We start from the raw sequence: 14541 nt of genomic DNA on the forward strand, positions 1-14541 counted from the left end.
TGGAATGATGATCTTGCTCTGTTGCGCATTCGATTGTGGTCGAACCGGCATCGTTAAGATGCCGCAAACTGTCCCACGATTTTTCGCCAACAGAAATAGAGCGGTATTTCAATTGTCGTGAGGTTTGGAGTTTTCTGATTTGTCTGCGCGGGTGGCGCGGCAAGGAAAATCTTTTGATGTGACGTTGCTTGATCTCCGGCCGCGTCTTGCTGAAAAGCGGAGCAACAAGGCGCAATTCGGAGATCGGCAATGACGATACGACCGCTTCGCTTCGGCATCTGGGCGCTGGTGCACGGCTCGCGCGCTGCCTATCAGGATCCCGAGGAGCCCTATGATGCATCATGGGAGCGCAATCGCGACCTCGTGATCACGGCCGAGGCCCTCGGCTACGATTCCACGCTCATCGCACAGCACACCATCAATCCCCATCAGGAGGATCTTGATCAGCTCGAAGCCTGGAGCGCCGCCGCCGCACTTGCCGCGCTGACCAGCCGGATCGAGATCATCGCCGCCATCAAGCCCTACCTCTATCATCCGGTGGTGCTGGCGAAGCTTGCGCTCGGGATCGAGAACATCAGCCGCGGCCGCTTCGCGATCAATCTGGTCAATGCCTGGAACCGGCCCGAGCTCGACAAGGCCGGCATCGGCTTCGCGGAGCATGACGCCCGCTACGCCTACGGCCGGGAGTGGATCAACGTGGTGTCGCGTCTGATGCAGGGCGAGCGGCTGACCTACAAGGGTGAGCATTTCGATATCAGGGACTACGTGTTGCGGCCGGGCAGCCTCTATCGGCCGCGACCGTTGATCTATGTCGGGGGCGAATCCGAGCCTGCGCGTGCCCTGGTCGCCGATCACGGCGATGTCTGGTTCATCAATGGACAGCCGCTTGACGACGTCGCCTGCCTGATTGCCGACGTGGCCGCGCGGCCGCGGGCCACGGCTCCGCTTCGCTTCGGGCTCTCCGCTTTCGTGATTGCGCGCCCGACCCGGGCCGAGGCGGAGGTGGCTTACGAGCGGCTGCTCGATCTCTCCAGAAAGGATGCGCCGATCAAGGCGATCCAGAAGCAGAACACCGATCCCAAGGTCGTGATGATGCAGACCATGCAGAAATCTGCGCGGGTTGGCAGCAATGGCGGGACGGCCGCGGGCTTGGTCGGTAGCTATGACGAGGTGGCGGCTCGCATCCAGGGCTTCCATGCCGTCGGCATCGAGCTCTTCATGTTGCAATTCCAGCCGTTCGAGGCCGAGATGGAGCGCTTTGCAAAGGAGATCATTCCGCGCGTTCGTGCACAGGCACCCGCCGCTGACAGGCTGTCACCTCCGGCCGGCGCGCGCTGACGCGTCAGGCGCTCGTGGCGGTCGGCGGTTGTCGCGCAAAACGGCTCACCGGCCGCGGCAACCCAAAATGCTCGCGCAGGGTGGCCCCCGCGTAATCGCGCCGGAACAGCCCCCGTTGCTGCAGGATCGGCACCACGGTGTCGACAAACACCTCCAATCCGGTGGGCAATACGTCCGGCATCAGGTTGAAGCCGTCGGCCGCGCCCGCCTTGAACCAGGCTTCGATGTCGTCGGCGATCTGCTCGGGCGTGCCGACGATGATCCGGTGGCCGACACCGCCACCGAGCGCGCGCAGCAACTGACGGACGGTGAGCTTGCCACGGCGCGCGATGTTCACCGTTCCCTGAAACATGGTGTGGTTGGCGTTGGCCGGCAGTGGCAGCGGATCGGGCAGGGGCTTGTCGAGTTCGAGGATCGCTGGATCGACCTGCAATGTGCCAGCCAGCCGCGCAAGGCTGTATTCGATCGGAACCAATTCCCAGAGCTCGTCTTGCCGTCGCTTGGCTTCCGCTTCGGTGCTGCCGATGACCGTCGCGAGTCCCGGCAGAATCACGATGGAGCTTCCAGCGCGGCCGTATGCGGCAGCCCTGGCACGCAGATCGCGCGCATAGGCGACGCCTTCGTCGATAGTTTGTGCCAGCGTGAACACCGCTTCGGCCTGTGCGGCGGCGAGGTCGCGGCCGTCGCTGGATCCGCCGGCCTGAACGGTGACGGGGCGTCCCTGCGGCGAACGCGGCACGTTGAGTGGGCCGGCCACGCTGTAATGGGTGCCGCGATGCCCGATCGGGTGGACCTTCGTCGTGTCGACGAAGCGCGCCGCCTCCTTGTCGCCGACGAAGGCGTCGTCTTCCCAGCTGTCCCACAACGCGTGGACGACTTCGGCGAACTCCTTGGCGCGGTCGTAGCGCGCCTTGTGCTCGAGTACGGTCGGGAGGCCGAAGTTGCGGCTGGCTGCGGCGTCCGCCGTGGTCACGGCATTCCAGCCGGCGCGGCCGCCGCTCGCCAGATCCAGCGTCGCGAAACGGCGCGCGATGTTGTACGGCTCATTGTAGGTCGTCGATGCCGTCGCGATCAGCCCGATATGGCTGGTTGCGGCCGCGACGGTTGCCAGCACGATGGTCGGCTCCAGCGACATGAACGAGCGGTAGTCGATGCGGTCGGTGATGGCGGGCGTGTCGGCGAGGAAGATCGCATCGAGCTTGCCGCGTTCCGCGATCTGCGCGACGCGCACGTAATGGCCGACGTCGAAGCAGGCGCGCGGGTCGCTGTCGGGCAGCCGCCAGGCCGACGCATAGACGCCGGAATGCAGAAGATTGACGTTGAGGTGAAGCTGGCGATGGGACATGGCGGCCGTCTCTGCGATGATGCGTGTCGCTAGATATCCGCATGATGCGCGCGCGAAAACGCATCGCGGCGCGGAGCCAGCAAAAAGAAATTTCCGTCCCCGCCGGCGTGCCTTGTGCGCAAGCTCGTGTCGCGTTGTTCACCGCTGACGCAACATCCGGCATGCGACGACACGAATCTTCTTTGTCCAGCAAGGTGGGTGAAAGCTTCGTCCAACTCTGTGCAAATATCTGAAATTGCCAGTCGGGCTGGCGCGCGCAACGATGTCTCATGGAGCGCCTCGCGCCGCGACCGATCCGCCCGGAGCTTTCCATCATGTCGAAGCCAACTCATCGCGCCGAACGGGTGTCCGCGCCTGAAGGCTCGGTCGCGTTCGAGGCCGACGTCCTGGTGATCGGCGGCGGCCCGGCGGGGACCTGGGCTGCGGTCGGCGCTGCCGAGCGCGGCGCGCGGGTGGTGCTCGCCGACAAGGGATTTTGCGGCACCTCGGGCGCCACCGCCGCGGCGGGAACGGGCGTCTGGTATGTCGATCCGGATCCGGCGTTGCGTGAGGCCGCGATGGCCAATCGCGAGAAGATGGGCGGCTATCTCCAGGATCGCCGCTGGATGGCGCGCGTGCTCGACAGCACCTATCAGCACAGCAATCGCCTCGCCGATTGGGGATATCCCTATCCGGTCGACGACCGCGGCAGGTCGCAGCGCAACTCGCTGCAGGGCCCCGAATACATGCGCCTGATGCGCAAGCGCACCAAGCAGGCCGGCGTCACCATTCTTGACCACAGCCCGGCGCTCGAACTGCTCGTCGACGACGACGGGGCCGTCGCCGGCGCCAGCGGCGTGCGGCGACAGAAGCAGGATCGCTGGACGGTGCGGGCCAAGGCGGTCGTGATCGCCACCGGCGGCTGCGCATTCCTCAGCAAGACGCTCGGATCGAACGTCTTAACCGGCGACGGCTATCTGATGGCGGCGGAGGTCGGTGCCGAATTCAGCAGCATGGAGTTCTCCAACCCCTACGCGATCTCGCCGGCGTTCGGCTCGGTGACCAAGACGTTGTTCTACGGCTGGGCCAGCTTCACCTATGACGACGGCAGCGTGGTGCCCGGCGCGGCGTCGAAGGGCGGGCGATCGGCGATTGCGCGGGCCCTGCTCGAGGGTCCGGTCTATGCCCGGTTGGACAAGGCGGATGATGAAGTGCGGCGTCATATGCGCGTATCGCAGCCGAATTTCTTTCTGCCGTTCGATCGCACCGGGATCGACCCCTTCAAGGACCGCTTTCCGGTCACGCTGCGGCTGGAGGGGACCGTCAGGGGGACCGGTGGCCTTCGTATCGTCGACGACAGTTGCGCCACCAGCGTGCCGGGGCTCTATGCCGCCGGCGATGCGGCGGCGCGCGAACTGATCTGCGGCGGCTTCACCGGCGGCGGCAGCCACAACGCCGCCTGGGCGATGTCATCGGGCGCCTGGGCAGGGCAGGGCGCCGCTGACTATGCCACCCAGGTCGGATCGGCTGCCGGGCGCAAATTGTCGTCCGCGGGCACCCTGGCATTTCGAAGCCGGCCGCGCCGTGCATTCGCGCCGGCTGCGCTGACCAGGGCCGTTCAGGCCGAGGTCTTCCCGTACGAGCTGAACTACTTCCGCGAGGCATCGCGATTGCAGGGCGCGCTCGGGCGCCTCGACGCCGCATGGCGCGATGTGTCGGAAGCGGACGCCGCCGGCGCGTCCGACATCGTGCAGGCGCGCGAGGCTGCAGCGATGCTGGCGACCGCGCGGTGGATGTACCGCAGCGCGCTTGCCCGTCAGGAAAGCCGCGGCATGCATCGCCGGGACGACTTCCCCGACCAGGACAGCCGGCAGCGGCATTATGTGACGACCGGTGGCCTCGACGAGATCTGGACCTCGGCCCGGCCCCATGCCGACGCCAGTTATGCGGAGGCTGCGGAGTGATCGAGGTTGTCGACGGCGAGCGCTGTACGTCCTGCGATATCTGTGTCAACGTCTGCCCCACCAACGTGTTTGACAAGACGGACGGAATTCCGGTAATCGCGCGGCAAGGCGATTGCCAGACCTGCTTCCTCTGCGAGCTTTATTGTCCCGAGGATGCGCTCTATGTTTCGCCCTTTGCGGATCAGGCGCAGCCGATCGACCTCGTTGCGCTCAAGCAAACGGACAGGATGGGCAGCTATCGCCGGGCCGTGGGCTGGACCGATGAGACCAGCGAGCGTCGCGGCGTCGACCGCAGCTATCTGCTCTTTGGTCACTGAGGCGCCGCGCGCGTCGCGACCAAGACGACCTTATGGACTGACTGAATGAATGTGCATCAATCCCTGACGGGGGAACCTGTCGAGACGCTGTCGCCATTGGCGCATCCGCGCACCGCGGCCGATGCCATGGTCCGGTTCGAGCAGGTCGCGAAAGCCTACCCGGCCTACCGTGACAAGCCGAGCGTGCAGGCGCTGAAGGACATCGACTTCGCAATTCCGCGTGGCTCGATCACCGGTGTGATCGGGCGTTCCGGCGCCGGCAAGTCCAGCCTGGTGCGGCTGATCAACGGGCTGGAGAAACCATCGAGCGGCCGTGTCGTCGTCGACGGCCGCGATATCTCCGGACTTTCGGGCCGCGATCTGCGCCTGGCGCAGCGCTCGATCGGCATGATTTTCCAGCATTTCAATTTGCTCTCGTCGCGCACGGCCGCCGACAATATCGCGCTGCCGCTCGAGATTGCGGGCTGGTCGCGGCGCGACATTGCGCTCCGCGTCGCCGAGCTGCTCGAACTGGTCGGCATCGCCGACAAATATGATCGCTACCCGTCCGAGCTGTCGGGCGGCCAGAAGCAACGCATCGGCATCGCCCGTGCGCTGGCGACGCGACCGAACGTGCTGCTGTCGGACGAGGCGACGTCGGCGCTCGATCCGCAAACGACCCGTTCGATCCTCGATCTCCTCGCCAACATCAATCGCGAGCTTGGCGTCACCATCGTCCTGATCACCCACGAAATGTCGGTGGTGCGTCAACTCGCCAAGGAAGTCGTGGTGATCGACGGCGGTCATATCGTCGAGCGCGGTCACGTCGCCGACATCTTCACGCATCCCGCGCATCCCGTCACGCAGGCATTCCTCTCCGAGGTGATCGGCGACAGCGTCCCGGTGTCGCTTGCGAGCCGCCTGCAGCCACGACCGGTTGCTGGCGGTCGCGCTGTCATTCGCGTCCAGGTCCGCGGTGCCGATGCCAGCGACACCATCGTCGCCCGCCTTGCGCGCGAGCTCGCGATCGACGTCGCGCTGTTGTCGGCCCGGATCGATGAGATCGGCGGTCAACATGTCGGCTCGCTGTCGCTGGGCATTCCCGGCGGCGAGGCCGTGGCCGACAAGGCGGCGCGGTATCTCTCCCAGAACAACCTCCCGGCGGAGCGTCTCGGCTATGTCGCGTGAACTCATCAACCTGATCATTCAGGCTACCGGCGAGAGCCTGTTCATGGTGTCGATCGCCGCCTTGATCGCCACCGCGTTCGGGCTTCCGATCGGCGTCTTCCTGGCCACCAGCCGCAAGGGGGAGTTGTTCGCTGCGCCGGCGGTCAACGGCGTGCTGGGCATCATCGTCAATGCGACACGCTCGACGCCGTTCATCATCCTCGTGGTCGCGATCATCCCGTTCACGCGCCTGATCGCAGGCACCTCGATTGGCTCTGGCGCCGCGATCGTGCCGTTGACCATCGCCGCGATGCCGTTCATTGCGCGATTGGTCGAGGGCGCGATCCGTGAGGTCGATGCCGGCTTGATCGAGACCGCGTCGTCGTTCGGCGCGAGCCCGCTGCAGATCGTCCTCAAAGTTCTCATTCCGGAAGCGCTGCCGGGCCTCGTGCTTGCGCTGACACTCGCGGTCGTCAGCCTGCTCGGCTATTCGGCGATGGTCGGAGCGGTCGGCGGCGGCGGACTCGGCGACCTCGGCATCCGCTACGGCTACCAGCGCTTCATGCCCGAAATGATGCTCGCGGTCGTCGTCGTCCTGATCGCGCTGGTGCAGACGGTGCAGACGGCCGGAGATTTTCTGGCTCGCCGCGTCAACCGCCGCCTGCGCCATCGCTGAAACTCGTCACGATCTGTTCGGCGCTCTTTTTTCAATACTGATAATTCCTGTGGAGACCCAAATGTCCTTTCGTTCCATTCTTGCGTTCGCCAGCGTGCTCACGCTCTGGTCGGCGTCCGCCGTGGCGGAGACCATCAAGATCGGCGTGACGCCCGGGCCGCATGCGCAAATCCTCGAGGCCGTGAAGCCGATCGCGGCAAAGAACGGGCTCGACATCCAGCTTGTCGAATTCTCCGACTATGTGGTGCCGAACGCTGCGCTCGACGCCGGCGATATCCAGGCCAATTCGTTCCAGAACCAGCCTTATCTGGACAACCAGAAGGCTGATCGCGGTTACAAGATCGAGTCGGCGGGGCTGACGGTCAACTTTCCGATCGGCATCTATTCCAAGAAGCACAAGAGCTGGACGGAGATTCCGGACGGCGGCAAGATCTCGATCCCGAATGATCCGACCAATGGCGGCCGAGCGCTGCTGCTGCTGCGCGACAAGGGTGCGATCAAGTTGAAGGACGGCGTCGGGTTCAAGCCGACAGTTCTGGATGTCACGGACAATCCGAAGAAGCTCAAATTCGTCGAGGTCGATGCGGCCCAGGCGCCTCGTGCGCTCGACGATGTCGATGCCGCAGTGATCAACACGAACTATGCGACTCAGGCCGGACTCGATCCGGTCAAGGACCCGATCCTGCGCGAGGACCCGAAGGGGCCGTACGTCAACCTGATCGCGGTTCGCGCCGCGGACAAGGACAAGCCGTGGGTCAAGATCCTCGTGGATAGCTATCACACGGCTGAGGTCAAGGAGTTTGTCCTGACCAAATTCAAGGGCGCCGTGCTGCCGAGCTGGTAGCCGCGGCAGGGCCCCGACCTTATTCGGCAGCGTCGGAGCGAACTGCGTTCGAGGGCAGGTGCCGATAGCCCGCGCCGGGATGCGTGGCATGAAGGCGCGGCCCGCGTTCGGGGAACAGCTTTTCCCGCAGCGTGCCTTCGCGATAGGCCGTCTTGTACACGCCGCGTGATTGCAGTTCCGGCACCACGAGGTCGACGAAGGCGTCGAGCGATTCGGGCGCGACGAGGCGGAACAGGTTGAAGCCGTCGACATCGGTGTCGTCCGCCCAGGCGATCAGCTCGTCCGCGACATCCTGCGGCGAGCCGACCACGAAGGGGGACCGCGCGCCGACGCGGCTCAGCGTCGCAAGGTCGCCGACCCTGACCGGGCGGTCGCTCCGCACGGTGAAGTTCTCCACCATCGACTGGATCGCGTTGCTCTCGACATACTTCACCGCCTGGTCGGGGCGATAGGTCGAGAAATCAATGCCGGTCCAGCCCGAGAGCAGCGCGAGCTGCCCGGTCTGGTCGACATGTGCGGCATATTCGGCGAGCAGATCTTCCGCTTCTGCCCGGGTCGGCGCGACGATCACGGTCGCGCCGGCAAACAGACGGATATCATAGGGATCGCGCCCGAACTCCTTTGCGGCGCTCCTGATGTCGCGGACCGCGCGGGCGAGAATTGGCCTGGTCTGCCCGTTGAGGAAGATGGCCTCCGCATGCCGTGCCGCGAAGGCGCGGCCGCGTTTCGAGGTGCCGGCCTGATACAGCAGCGGCGTGCGTTGCGGGGAGGGCTCCGCAAGGTGAATGCCGTCGACCCTGTAGTGCGGCCCTTCATGGTGGACGCGATGGATCTTGGAAGGATCGGTGAAGATCCGAGCCGCGCGGTCCCGGCGCACCGCGTCGTCCTCCCAGCTGCCTTCCCATAGCTTATAGCTGGCAGCGAGGAATTCTTCCGCCGCCTCGTAGCGTTCGTCATGGGCGCGGTTGGCGTCGAGGCCCATGCCGCGGGCGCCGCTGTCGAGATAGCCGGTCACGATGTTCCAGCCGATCCGTCCGTTGGTGAGATGATCGAGCGTGGAGAAGCGTCGCGCGAGCTGGTAAGGGTGTTCATAGGTGAGGTTGGACGTGATGCCGAAACCGAGATGCCTGGTGACCAGCGCCATGGCAGAGACCAGCAGGGTCGGTTCCGCATTCGGCAATTGAACAGCGTGGCGGAGCGCTGTGTCCGGATTGCCGCCGTAGACGTCATAGATGCCGAAGACGTCAGCCAGGAAGATGCCGTCCAGCAGTCCTCGCTCGGCGGTCTTCGCATAATTGACCCAGTAATCGAGCGAGTTGTAGTCGAGCGAGGTGTCGCGCGGATGCGACCACAGGCCGGCCCAGTTGTGGCTTGGCGCCATCATGTTGAACGCGTTGAAGCGAAGCTCTTTCGATTTTGCCATCGACCTGTCCCGACAGTGATCGTGTCGCGACACCGTAACAGTTTGCCTGCGCGACTTTGTTTTCTATTCGAACGTTCTGCGCAAAAATCCTGCTGCAGCGTAATTATCGGACAGCACATTACGCTCATTGATGCGTGCGGGCCGGGTCTATGCGTTCATGCAGCTCGGATCGCCGGCGGTCACTGCACTGTGTGATCCGCGATCTCGCGCGCCGGCACCGGCCGCCCGCATGCGAAACAAATCCGTCGTGCGGGATGTTCCGTCGGAAAAATTCGGGATGTCGTCCGCGAGACGTCAGCACGTCCATCGCTATTTTCCTGGACATCTCGACAGCAGCAAAGTCGCTGCGCATCATTCCGCAACTTGCAGCGCGTGGTTCACCGATCTCAGGAGAGTTTGAAATGCCGGTCGAAACGAAGAATCTCGAGACGCTCGCCCTGCATGGCGGGTCCTACCGGTCCGATCCCACGACCGGTGCGGTGGCGGTTCCGATCTATCAGACCACCTCGTTCCAGTTCGAGAACACCGACCATGCCTCGCGGCTGTTCGCGCTGGAGGCGATCGGGCAGATCTACACAAGGATCAAGAATCCGACGGCGGACGCCTTCGAGGAACGGCTGGCGGCGTTGGAAGGCGGTGTCGGCGCGCTCGCGGTCGCCTCGGGCCAGACCGCCTCGGCGTTTGCTATCTTCAACATCGCCCAGGCCGGCGACAACATCGTCTCTTCGACCGATCTCTATGGCGGCACCTGGACGCTGCTGTCGCAAACCTTGAAGCAGTTCGGCATCGAGGTGCGGTTCGTCGATCCGGCCGATCCGGAGAACTTCCGTCGCGCCACCGATGCGAAGACCCGCGCCTATTTTGCCGAAACCCTGCCCAATCCCAAGCTCAACGTGTTCCCGATCAGGGAAGTGGCCGATATCGGCCGCTCGCTCGGCGTGCCGCTGATCCTCGACAACACGGCGGTGCCGTTGATCTCGCGTCCGTTCGAGCATGGTGCCGCCATCGTGGTCTACTCGACGACGAAGTATATCGGCGGCCACGGTACGTCGATCGGCGGCGCGATCATCGACGGCGGCAATTTCGACTGGGCGGCGCATGCCGAGCGCTTTCCGCTGCTGACGCAGCCGGACGCCGCCTATCACGGCGCGATCTGGACGGAGGCGGCCAAGCCGCTCGGTCCGATCGCCTACATCCTGCGCGCGCGTGTCAAGCTGCTGCGCGATCTCGGCGCTGCGATCGCGCCGCAGAACGCCTTCCAGTTCATCCAGGGGCTCGAGACGCTGCCGCTGCGGCTGCGCCAGCACAATGAGAATGCCATCAAGGTGGCGGAATTCCTGGCCCGGCACCCCAGCGTTTCCCATGTGATCTTCCCGGGACTGCAGGATGGCGAGAATCGCCGCCGCGCCGACACCTATCTGAAAGGCGGCTATGGCGCGCTGGTCGGCTTCGAGTTGAAGGGGGGCGTCGCGGCCGGTCGCCGCTTCATCGATGCGCTGAAGCTGTTCTATCATGTCGCCAATATCGGCGATGCGCGGTCGCTCGCGATCCATCCAGCCTCGACCACCCACCAGCAGCTTACCGGCGAGGAGCAAATCGCGGCCGGCGTCACGCCCGGCTATGTGCGGCTTTCGGTCGGGATCGAGCACCCTGACGACATCATCGCCGACCTCGTTCAGGCATTGGCTCAGGCCGAGGCAGGCAGCAGCGCCCGCAAGGCGGCGTGATCAAACTTGGCACAATCGAAACAGGATCGAGATGATGAAGACATTGTTGCGCCTGGCGCAAGCGGCGGGCGTTGTCCTTGCCCTGACGGCGAGCGCCGTCGCCGACGAACCACTCAAGATCGCGACCAGCGCCGGTCCGGTCGGCCAGCTTGCAGCGTTTGCCGCCAAATTGGCCAAGGAGAAGGGGCAGGACGTCAAGGTCGTCGAGCTGTCCGATTGGGTCGCCTTGAACGAGGTGGTCAACAGCGGCGACGTTGACGCCAACCTGTTTCAGCATGGCACTTATCTTGCGATCCAGAACAAGCAGCGCGGCTTCAATCTGGTCCAGGTCGACAAGGTCGGCGTGATCGCACCGGTCGGGCTGTTCTCGAAGAAGATCAAGTCACTCGACGAGATCAAATCCGGCGACAGCGTCGCGATCCCGAACGAGCCGCTCAACGGTGCGCGCGGATTGATCCTGCTCGAGCGGGCCGGCCTGATCAAGCTGACGCCGGGTAAGGGCTTTGCGGTGAGCCGCTTCGACATCATCGAGAACCCGAAGAATCTGAAGATCGTCGAGCTCGATCCGGCGCAGACCTATCGCTCGCTCGACGACGTCACGCTCGCACTCGTCAACATCACCTATTTGATCCCGGCGGGCGGCGATCCGAAATCGGCGCTGCTGATCGATCGCACGGTGGATGACGGGCTGGTGCTGCGCTTCACGGCGCGGCCGGACAAGAAGGATGATCCGCGCCTCAAGGCCTTCATCCAGGTCTTCGACTCGCCCGAGGTGAAGAAATTCATCGAGGACAAGCTGCCGGCATTCATTCCGGCCGGCTTCAGCAGCTAGGCGCGCGTCAGTTCACGGCGGAGCGGGGGCTGCCCTGTTTCCTCGGTACGGGAGAGCAGGGCAGCGAGTTCGGCGCACTGATTGCGGATGTCGGGAATCGCAATGATCTCCCAGAACGCCGCGCGGGTCAGCGGACCCACCGCGAACAGGCGGCGCGACGGGACGCCTTCACGATCGACGATTGCGCAATCGGGATCGGTCTCGATGCCGATGCAGAGCGGGTCGACGCAGGCGAGGCCCCGTTGAAACAGGCTGCGTACGGCCGGATTGGGCGTGGCACGTGGATCCTTCACGATGCCGGTGCAGTCGACGACGGCACCGACTTGCAACTGCCCGGTTTCGGCGTCCCCGCGCAGGCGATATGTGACCGCAGCGCCGGCACCGTTCGGTTCGATTTGGATCACCTTTGCCGCAATCAGGCTGAGCTGTCCATGATAGAGCGCGCCGGTGATGCGGGCCTCGACTCCCGGCGCCATCCGGTGCCGATGCACGTCCCACCAGGCTCGCGCATGCTCGAGAAAGCGGCGCTTCGACGTCAAGGGGAGCTCACGCCATAGCCGTTGAGTGTAGGGCCTGAGCCCGTCGATTATACCACGCCAGTCGCCGCCCTCGGCGGCATGCCGCTCGACACGTGCACGGAGCCAGCGCGTCAATTGACTGACGCTGGCACCGAACGGAACGTCAGTTTCGGCGATACGAACGGGATCGACCCGACGATGCGGCGTGGCGAGCAGGCCGCGTCGCGACATCGCAATGATAGGCCCGCGGTGTCCATCACGCAGCAACGAGAGGACGTAGTCGACCATCGTGAGGCCGGTGCCGAGGATCAGGACGGTCGCGTCGGCATCGACGGGAGCGGCCGACGGCGGCGTCCAGGGATCTGCGTGCCCAGGGTTGCTGCGCGCATGTCGTGCCCGGTGGCAAGCACGACGGTATCGCCGACAAGGCTGCGGCCGTCGTCCAGCGCGACAGTCGCCCGGTCCGAGTCCTCACTGACATCGACGCAGGTCCCGCGCACGATCGTGAGTCGTTGCCCGTCTGCGCAATTGGGCGCTCCTTGCTCCAGCAGACTGGCGATGTAGTCCCCGTAGACCCGCCGGGGAACAAAGCAATAGGGGTCAGGACAGAGCGGCACCTCGTCCTGGTGTGAGAGCAGCCAACGCCAGAAATGATCCGGCTGGTCCGGTAGCGCGCTCATATTCGCAACGCGAACGTTGAGCAGATGATTGGGATTTCCGGTGTGGTACGCGATGCCGCGACCGATATCCGGACGCTGTTCGATCAACGTGACGCGGAGATCGCACGATGATTGATGCAGCAATTGATACGCCAGCAGGACGCCGCTGGCGCCTCCGCCAACGATGATGACATGCCGTCCAGCAGCATCAGTCATGCTGTCCTCCACCGACCAGTCGATTGCACGAGGCGTGCAGAGCCAACGATCAACGTTCGCAAACGTGGACAGGCGGCCACGGCGAGATCGGTGGTCGCATGCGTCTTCGGCAAGTGTCGCGCGTCAGCCGAAACGCAGCGCGCCCTGCGCGGTCGGCTCAACTAGCCATGCGGCCCGAACAGGAAGATCTCGCGTGGATCGCGCTGCCCATCGGGATTTGCGGCGCGGGCGAGCTTCCTGCGCCACCGCTGCAGTTGTCGGGTCATGTGACCGAGGGTGCGGAGCCAAGAGGATGCGAGACGCATAAAACCTCCGTCGAATAGTCGTCTCTCTAAAATAGCACGTCTTTGCCTGGCTCGAACGCGAACCATGATCGATGCGTCCAGTTTGCAATCAATGGGTCGAACCATGCCGGTTCTATGGAATGCTCGCTTCGCCCGTCGATCGGCAAAGGAAATTCATTCTCAATGCGATCGCTGATCAGCGACCGCATTTCGGTATCTGAGCGGTGCTTGCGGAGTGGGAGCGGCATGGGCGCGCCACGTCGAACGAGGAAGGCTGACGTGCCGCACGCCCCATCGTTGCGTCTCGGCGCTCGCGACCGGCTTTCGTGCCGCGCATCACCACCCAGCATCGGCTCGACGCCAGGCACGACGGACCGGCAGCTGCTGTTCCGATAAATCGGCCCCGAGCGGCTTGAGCGATGCGGGAGGTGCGACCCGAGCGCGGGGCGCCCTGCGGCGAGGACGGTTGACAGGGCGGAGCGCCCACTTTAATCACCTGACTAATTAATCAATTAATTAAGGCCTGAAACCCTAGGGAAAGAATCCGCCTGATGCTGGCCGGCCGTCGAGATCCGAAGCTGCTTGCCCCGCGTGGTCGCGGCTTCACCGGGCTGCAAGACAAGGCGCCTGCCGTCAGATCCTGCAGTGCAAGTCCGTTCGCGCGCGCGCCGCTCGGCGTTGCGCGCTCGACAGCGATGCCGCGGATCGGCGCGTCCTGCCCGAACCCGGGGGGGCTTCATTCACCCGAACGCAAAAATGAGGAGTGAGGCGTAAACGATGGGACGTCGATCTGAAGTACTGATGGCGCAAGACACCGCCGGCACCGACAACCGGCGCGTGATACAGGTGGTATCGCGCGCATTCGACATCGTGCGTTGCTTCGAAGGTCGAAGCATACGCCTGGGCAATCGCGAAATCGCCGATCGCTGCGGTCTTCCCCGATCGACGGTCTCCCGTCTCACCTTGACCCTCACCCAGATCGGCCAATTGATCTACCTGCCGCAAGAGCAGAAATACGCTCTCGGTCCGCACGCCGGCGCGCCCAGCGTCCCGTTGTTTGCAGAGGAGGGCGGCAAGCCTGCCCGCGCCGATGGGCGGGAGCGCGAGCCGACGCAGCCGTCCATGCTGATCAACGCGCGCTACTTCGAAGATCAGCGCAAGCCGGTTTCCGCGCCGCTTTCGGTCACGCCGCACCGCTGACGCCTCGGCTTGTTCCGGGGTAGAAAGCGCAGCGGAAACGGTCGGGACCAATCGGCACGAGCCCACAGTCAAA

At 64.4% G+C, this 14541-nt stretch carries 12 protein-coding genes and 1 pseudogene; 9 read left to right on the forward strand and 4 right to left on the reverse strand.

Translation table 11 applies throughout. The features are described from left to right. Positions 1 to 249 precede the first annotated feature (249 nt). Positions 250 to 1338 (forward strand): LLM class flavin-dependent oxidoreductase, encoded by a 1089-nt coding sequence (locus ACVISU_RS33475; RefSeq protein ID WP_456709785.1) that lies wholly within the window; start codon positions 250 to 252, stop codon positions 1336 to 1338. Positions 1339 to 1342: 4 nt separating this feature from the next. Here ACVISU_RS33475 and ACVISU_RS33480 read toward each other — a convergent pair whose 3' ends face one another. After that, positions 1343 to 2683, reverse strand: coding sequence for an LLM class flavin-dependent oxidoreductase (locus ACVISU_RS33480; protein WP_456709786.1), 1341 nt, complete (start codon positions 2681 to 2683; stop codon positions 1343 to 1345). A 314-nt stretch (positions 2684 to 2997) separates the two neighbouring features. Between ACVISU_RS33480 and ACVISU_RS33485 the strand changes: the two genes are divergently transcribed. From ACVISU_RS33485 to ACVISU_RS33505, 5 genes are all read left to right on the forward strand, one after another. Then, positions 2998 to 4626 carry an FAD-dependent oxidoreductase gene (locus ACVISU_RS33485; RefSeq protein ID WP_456709787.1) on the forward strand — a complete coding sequence of 543 codons (1629 nt, stop codon included), beginning with the start codon at positions 2998 to 3000 and terminating at the stop codon, positions 4624 to 4626. Continuing rightward, positions 4623 to 4943, forward strand: coding sequence for a 4Fe-4S dicluster domain-containing protein (locus tag ACVISU_RS33490; RefSeq protein ID WP_050405202.1), 321 nt, complete (start codon positions 4623 to 4625; stop codon positions 4941 to 4943). Before ACVISU_RS33485 ends, ACVISU_RS33490 begins: the two co-directional genes overlap by 4 nt. 45 nt (positions 4944 to 4988) lie before the next feature. After that, positions 4989 to 6110 carry a methionine ABC transporter ATP-binding protein gene (locus ACVISU_RS33495; protein ID WP_456709788.1) on the forward strand — a complete coding sequence of 374 codons (1122 nt, stop codon included), beginning with the start codon at positions 4989 to 4991 and terminating at the stop codon, positions 6108 to 6110. After that, positions 6100 to 6765 (forward strand): methionine ABC transporter permease, encoded by a 666-nt coding sequence (locus ACVISU_RS33500; RefSeq protein ID WP_456709789.1) that lies wholly within the window; start codon positions 6100 to 6102, stop codon positions 6763 to 6765. The genes ACVISU_RS33495 and ACVISU_RS33500 overlap by 11 nt, the downstream gene beginning before the upstream one ends. A 61-nt stretch (positions 6766 to 6826) precedes the next feature. After that, the gene (locus ACVISU_RS33505) at positions 6827 to 7609 is read left to right on the forward strand and encodes a MetQ/NlpA family ABC transporter substrate-binding protein (protein WP_050405205.1); all 783 of its coding nucleotides are present in this window, start codon (positions 6827 to 6829) and stop codon (positions 7607 to 7609) included. 19 nt (positions 7610 to 7628) lie between these two features. Here the strand turns inward: ACVISU_RS33505 and ACVISU_RS33510 are convergent, their stop codons facing one another. Then, entirely contained in the window at positions 7629 to 9032 is a 1404-nt protein-coding gene (locus ACVISU_RS33510; protein WP_456709790.1) for an LLM class flavin-dependent oxidoreductase, read from the reverse strand. Between the two features lie 401 nt (positions 9033 to 9433). On the opposite strand from ACVISU_RS33510, the gene ACVISU_RS33515 reads away from it, so the two are divergent. Together ACVISU_RS33515 and ACVISU_RS33520 are read left to right on the forward strand one after the other, a co-directional pair. Continuing rightward, positions 9434 to 10759, forward strand: a complete 1326-nt coding sequence (locus ACVISU_RS33515; protein ID WP_456709791.1) for an O-acetylhomoserine aminocarboxypropyltransferase/cysteine synthase family protein — start codon at positions 9434 to 9436, stop codon at positions 10757 to 10759. Positions 10760 to 10793: 34 nt separating this feature from the next. Continuing rightward, positions 10794 to 11591 carry a MetQ/NlpA family ABC transporter substrate-binding protein gene (locus ACVISU_RS33520; protein WP_050405331.1) on the forward strand — a complete coding sequence of 266 codons (798 nt, stop codon included), beginning with the start codon at positions 10794 to 10796 and terminating at the stop codon, positions 11589 to 11591. Here the strand turns inward: ACVISU_RS33520 and ACVISU_RS33525 are convergent. Together ACVISU_RS33525 and ACVISU_RS33530 are read right to left on the reverse strand one after the other, a co-directional pair. Then, positions 11588 to 12397: an FAD/NAD(P)-binding protein gene (locus ACVISU_RS33525; RefSeq protein ID WP_456709792.1), complete on the reverse strand. Its 810-nt coding sequence runs from the start codon at positions 12395 to 12397 to the stop codon at positions 11588 to 11590. The genes ACVISU_RS33520 and ACVISU_RS33525 overlap by 4 nt on opposite strands. 20 nt (positions 12398 to 12417) lie before the next feature. Further along, positions 12418 to 12984, reverse strand: coding sequence for an FAD/NAD(P)-binding protein (locus ACVISU_RS33530; RefSeq protein ID WP_456709793.1), 567 nt, complete (start codon positions 12982 to 12984; stop codon positions 12418 to 12420). A 1061-nt stretch (positions 12985 to 14045) separates the two neighbouring features. Between ACVISU_RS33530 and ACVISU_RS33535 the strand changes: the two are divergent. Then, a pseudogene (locus ACVISU_RS33535) lies at positions 14046 to 14324 on the forward strand (helix-turn-helix domain-containing protein); the annotation flags it as partial. Between the last annotated feature and the right edge of the window lie 217 nt (positions 14325 to 14541).

The organism is Bradyrhizobium sp. USDA 4452 (assembly GCF_054063575.1).

What these genes read in the sequence shown, in the direction of transcription:
- ACVISU_RS33475 (WP_456709785.1), top strand. Translation starts at nt 250, where the DNA reads ATGACGATACGACCGCTTCGCTTCGGCATCTGGGCGCTGGTGCACGGC.
- ACVISU_RS33480 (WP_456709786.1), bottom strand. Translation starts at nt 2,683, where the DNA reads ATGTCCCATCGCCAGCTTCACCTCAACGTCAATCTTCTGCATTCCGGC.
- ACVISU_RS33485 (WP_456709787.1), top strand. Translation starts at nt 2,998, where the DNA reads ATGTCGAAGCCAACTCATCGCGCCGAACGGGTGTCCGCGCCTGAAGGC.
- ACVISU_RS33495 (WP_456709788.1), top strand. Translation starts at nt 4,989, where the DNA reads ATGAATGTGCATCAATCCCTGACGGGGGAACCTGTCGAGACGCTGTCG.
- ACVISU_RS33500 (WP_456709789.1), top strand. Translation starts at nt 6,100, where the DNA reads ATGTCGCGTGAACTCATCAACCTGATCATTCAGGCTACCGGCGAGAGC.
- ACVISU_RS33505 (WP_050405205.1), top strand. Translation starts at nt 6,827, where the DNA reads ATGTCCTTTCGTTCCATTCTTGCGTTCGCCAGCGTGCTCACGCTCTGG.
- ACVISU_RS33510 (WP_456709790.1), bottom strand. Translation starts at nt 9,032, where the DNA reads ATGGCAAAATCGAAAGAGCTTCGCTTCAACGCGTTCAACATGATGGCG.
- ACVISU_RS33515 (WP_456709791.1), top strand. Translation starts at nt 9,434, where the DNA reads ATGCCGGTCGAAACGAAGAATCTCGAGACGCTCGCCCTGCATGGCGGG.
- ACVISU_RS33520 (WP_050405331.1), top strand. Translation starts at nt 10,794, where the DNA reads ATGAAGACATTGTTGCGCCTGGCGCAAGCGGCGGGCGTTGTCCTTGCC.
- ACVISU_RS33525 (WP_456709792.1), bottom strand. Translation starts at nt 12,397, where the DNA reads ATGGTCGACTACGTCCTCTCGTTGCTGCGTGATGGACACCGCGGGCCT.
- ACVISU_RS33530 (WP_456709793.1), bottom strand. Translation starts at nt 12,984, where the DNA reads ATGACTGATGCTGCTGGACGGCATGTCATCATCGTTGGCGGAGGCGCC.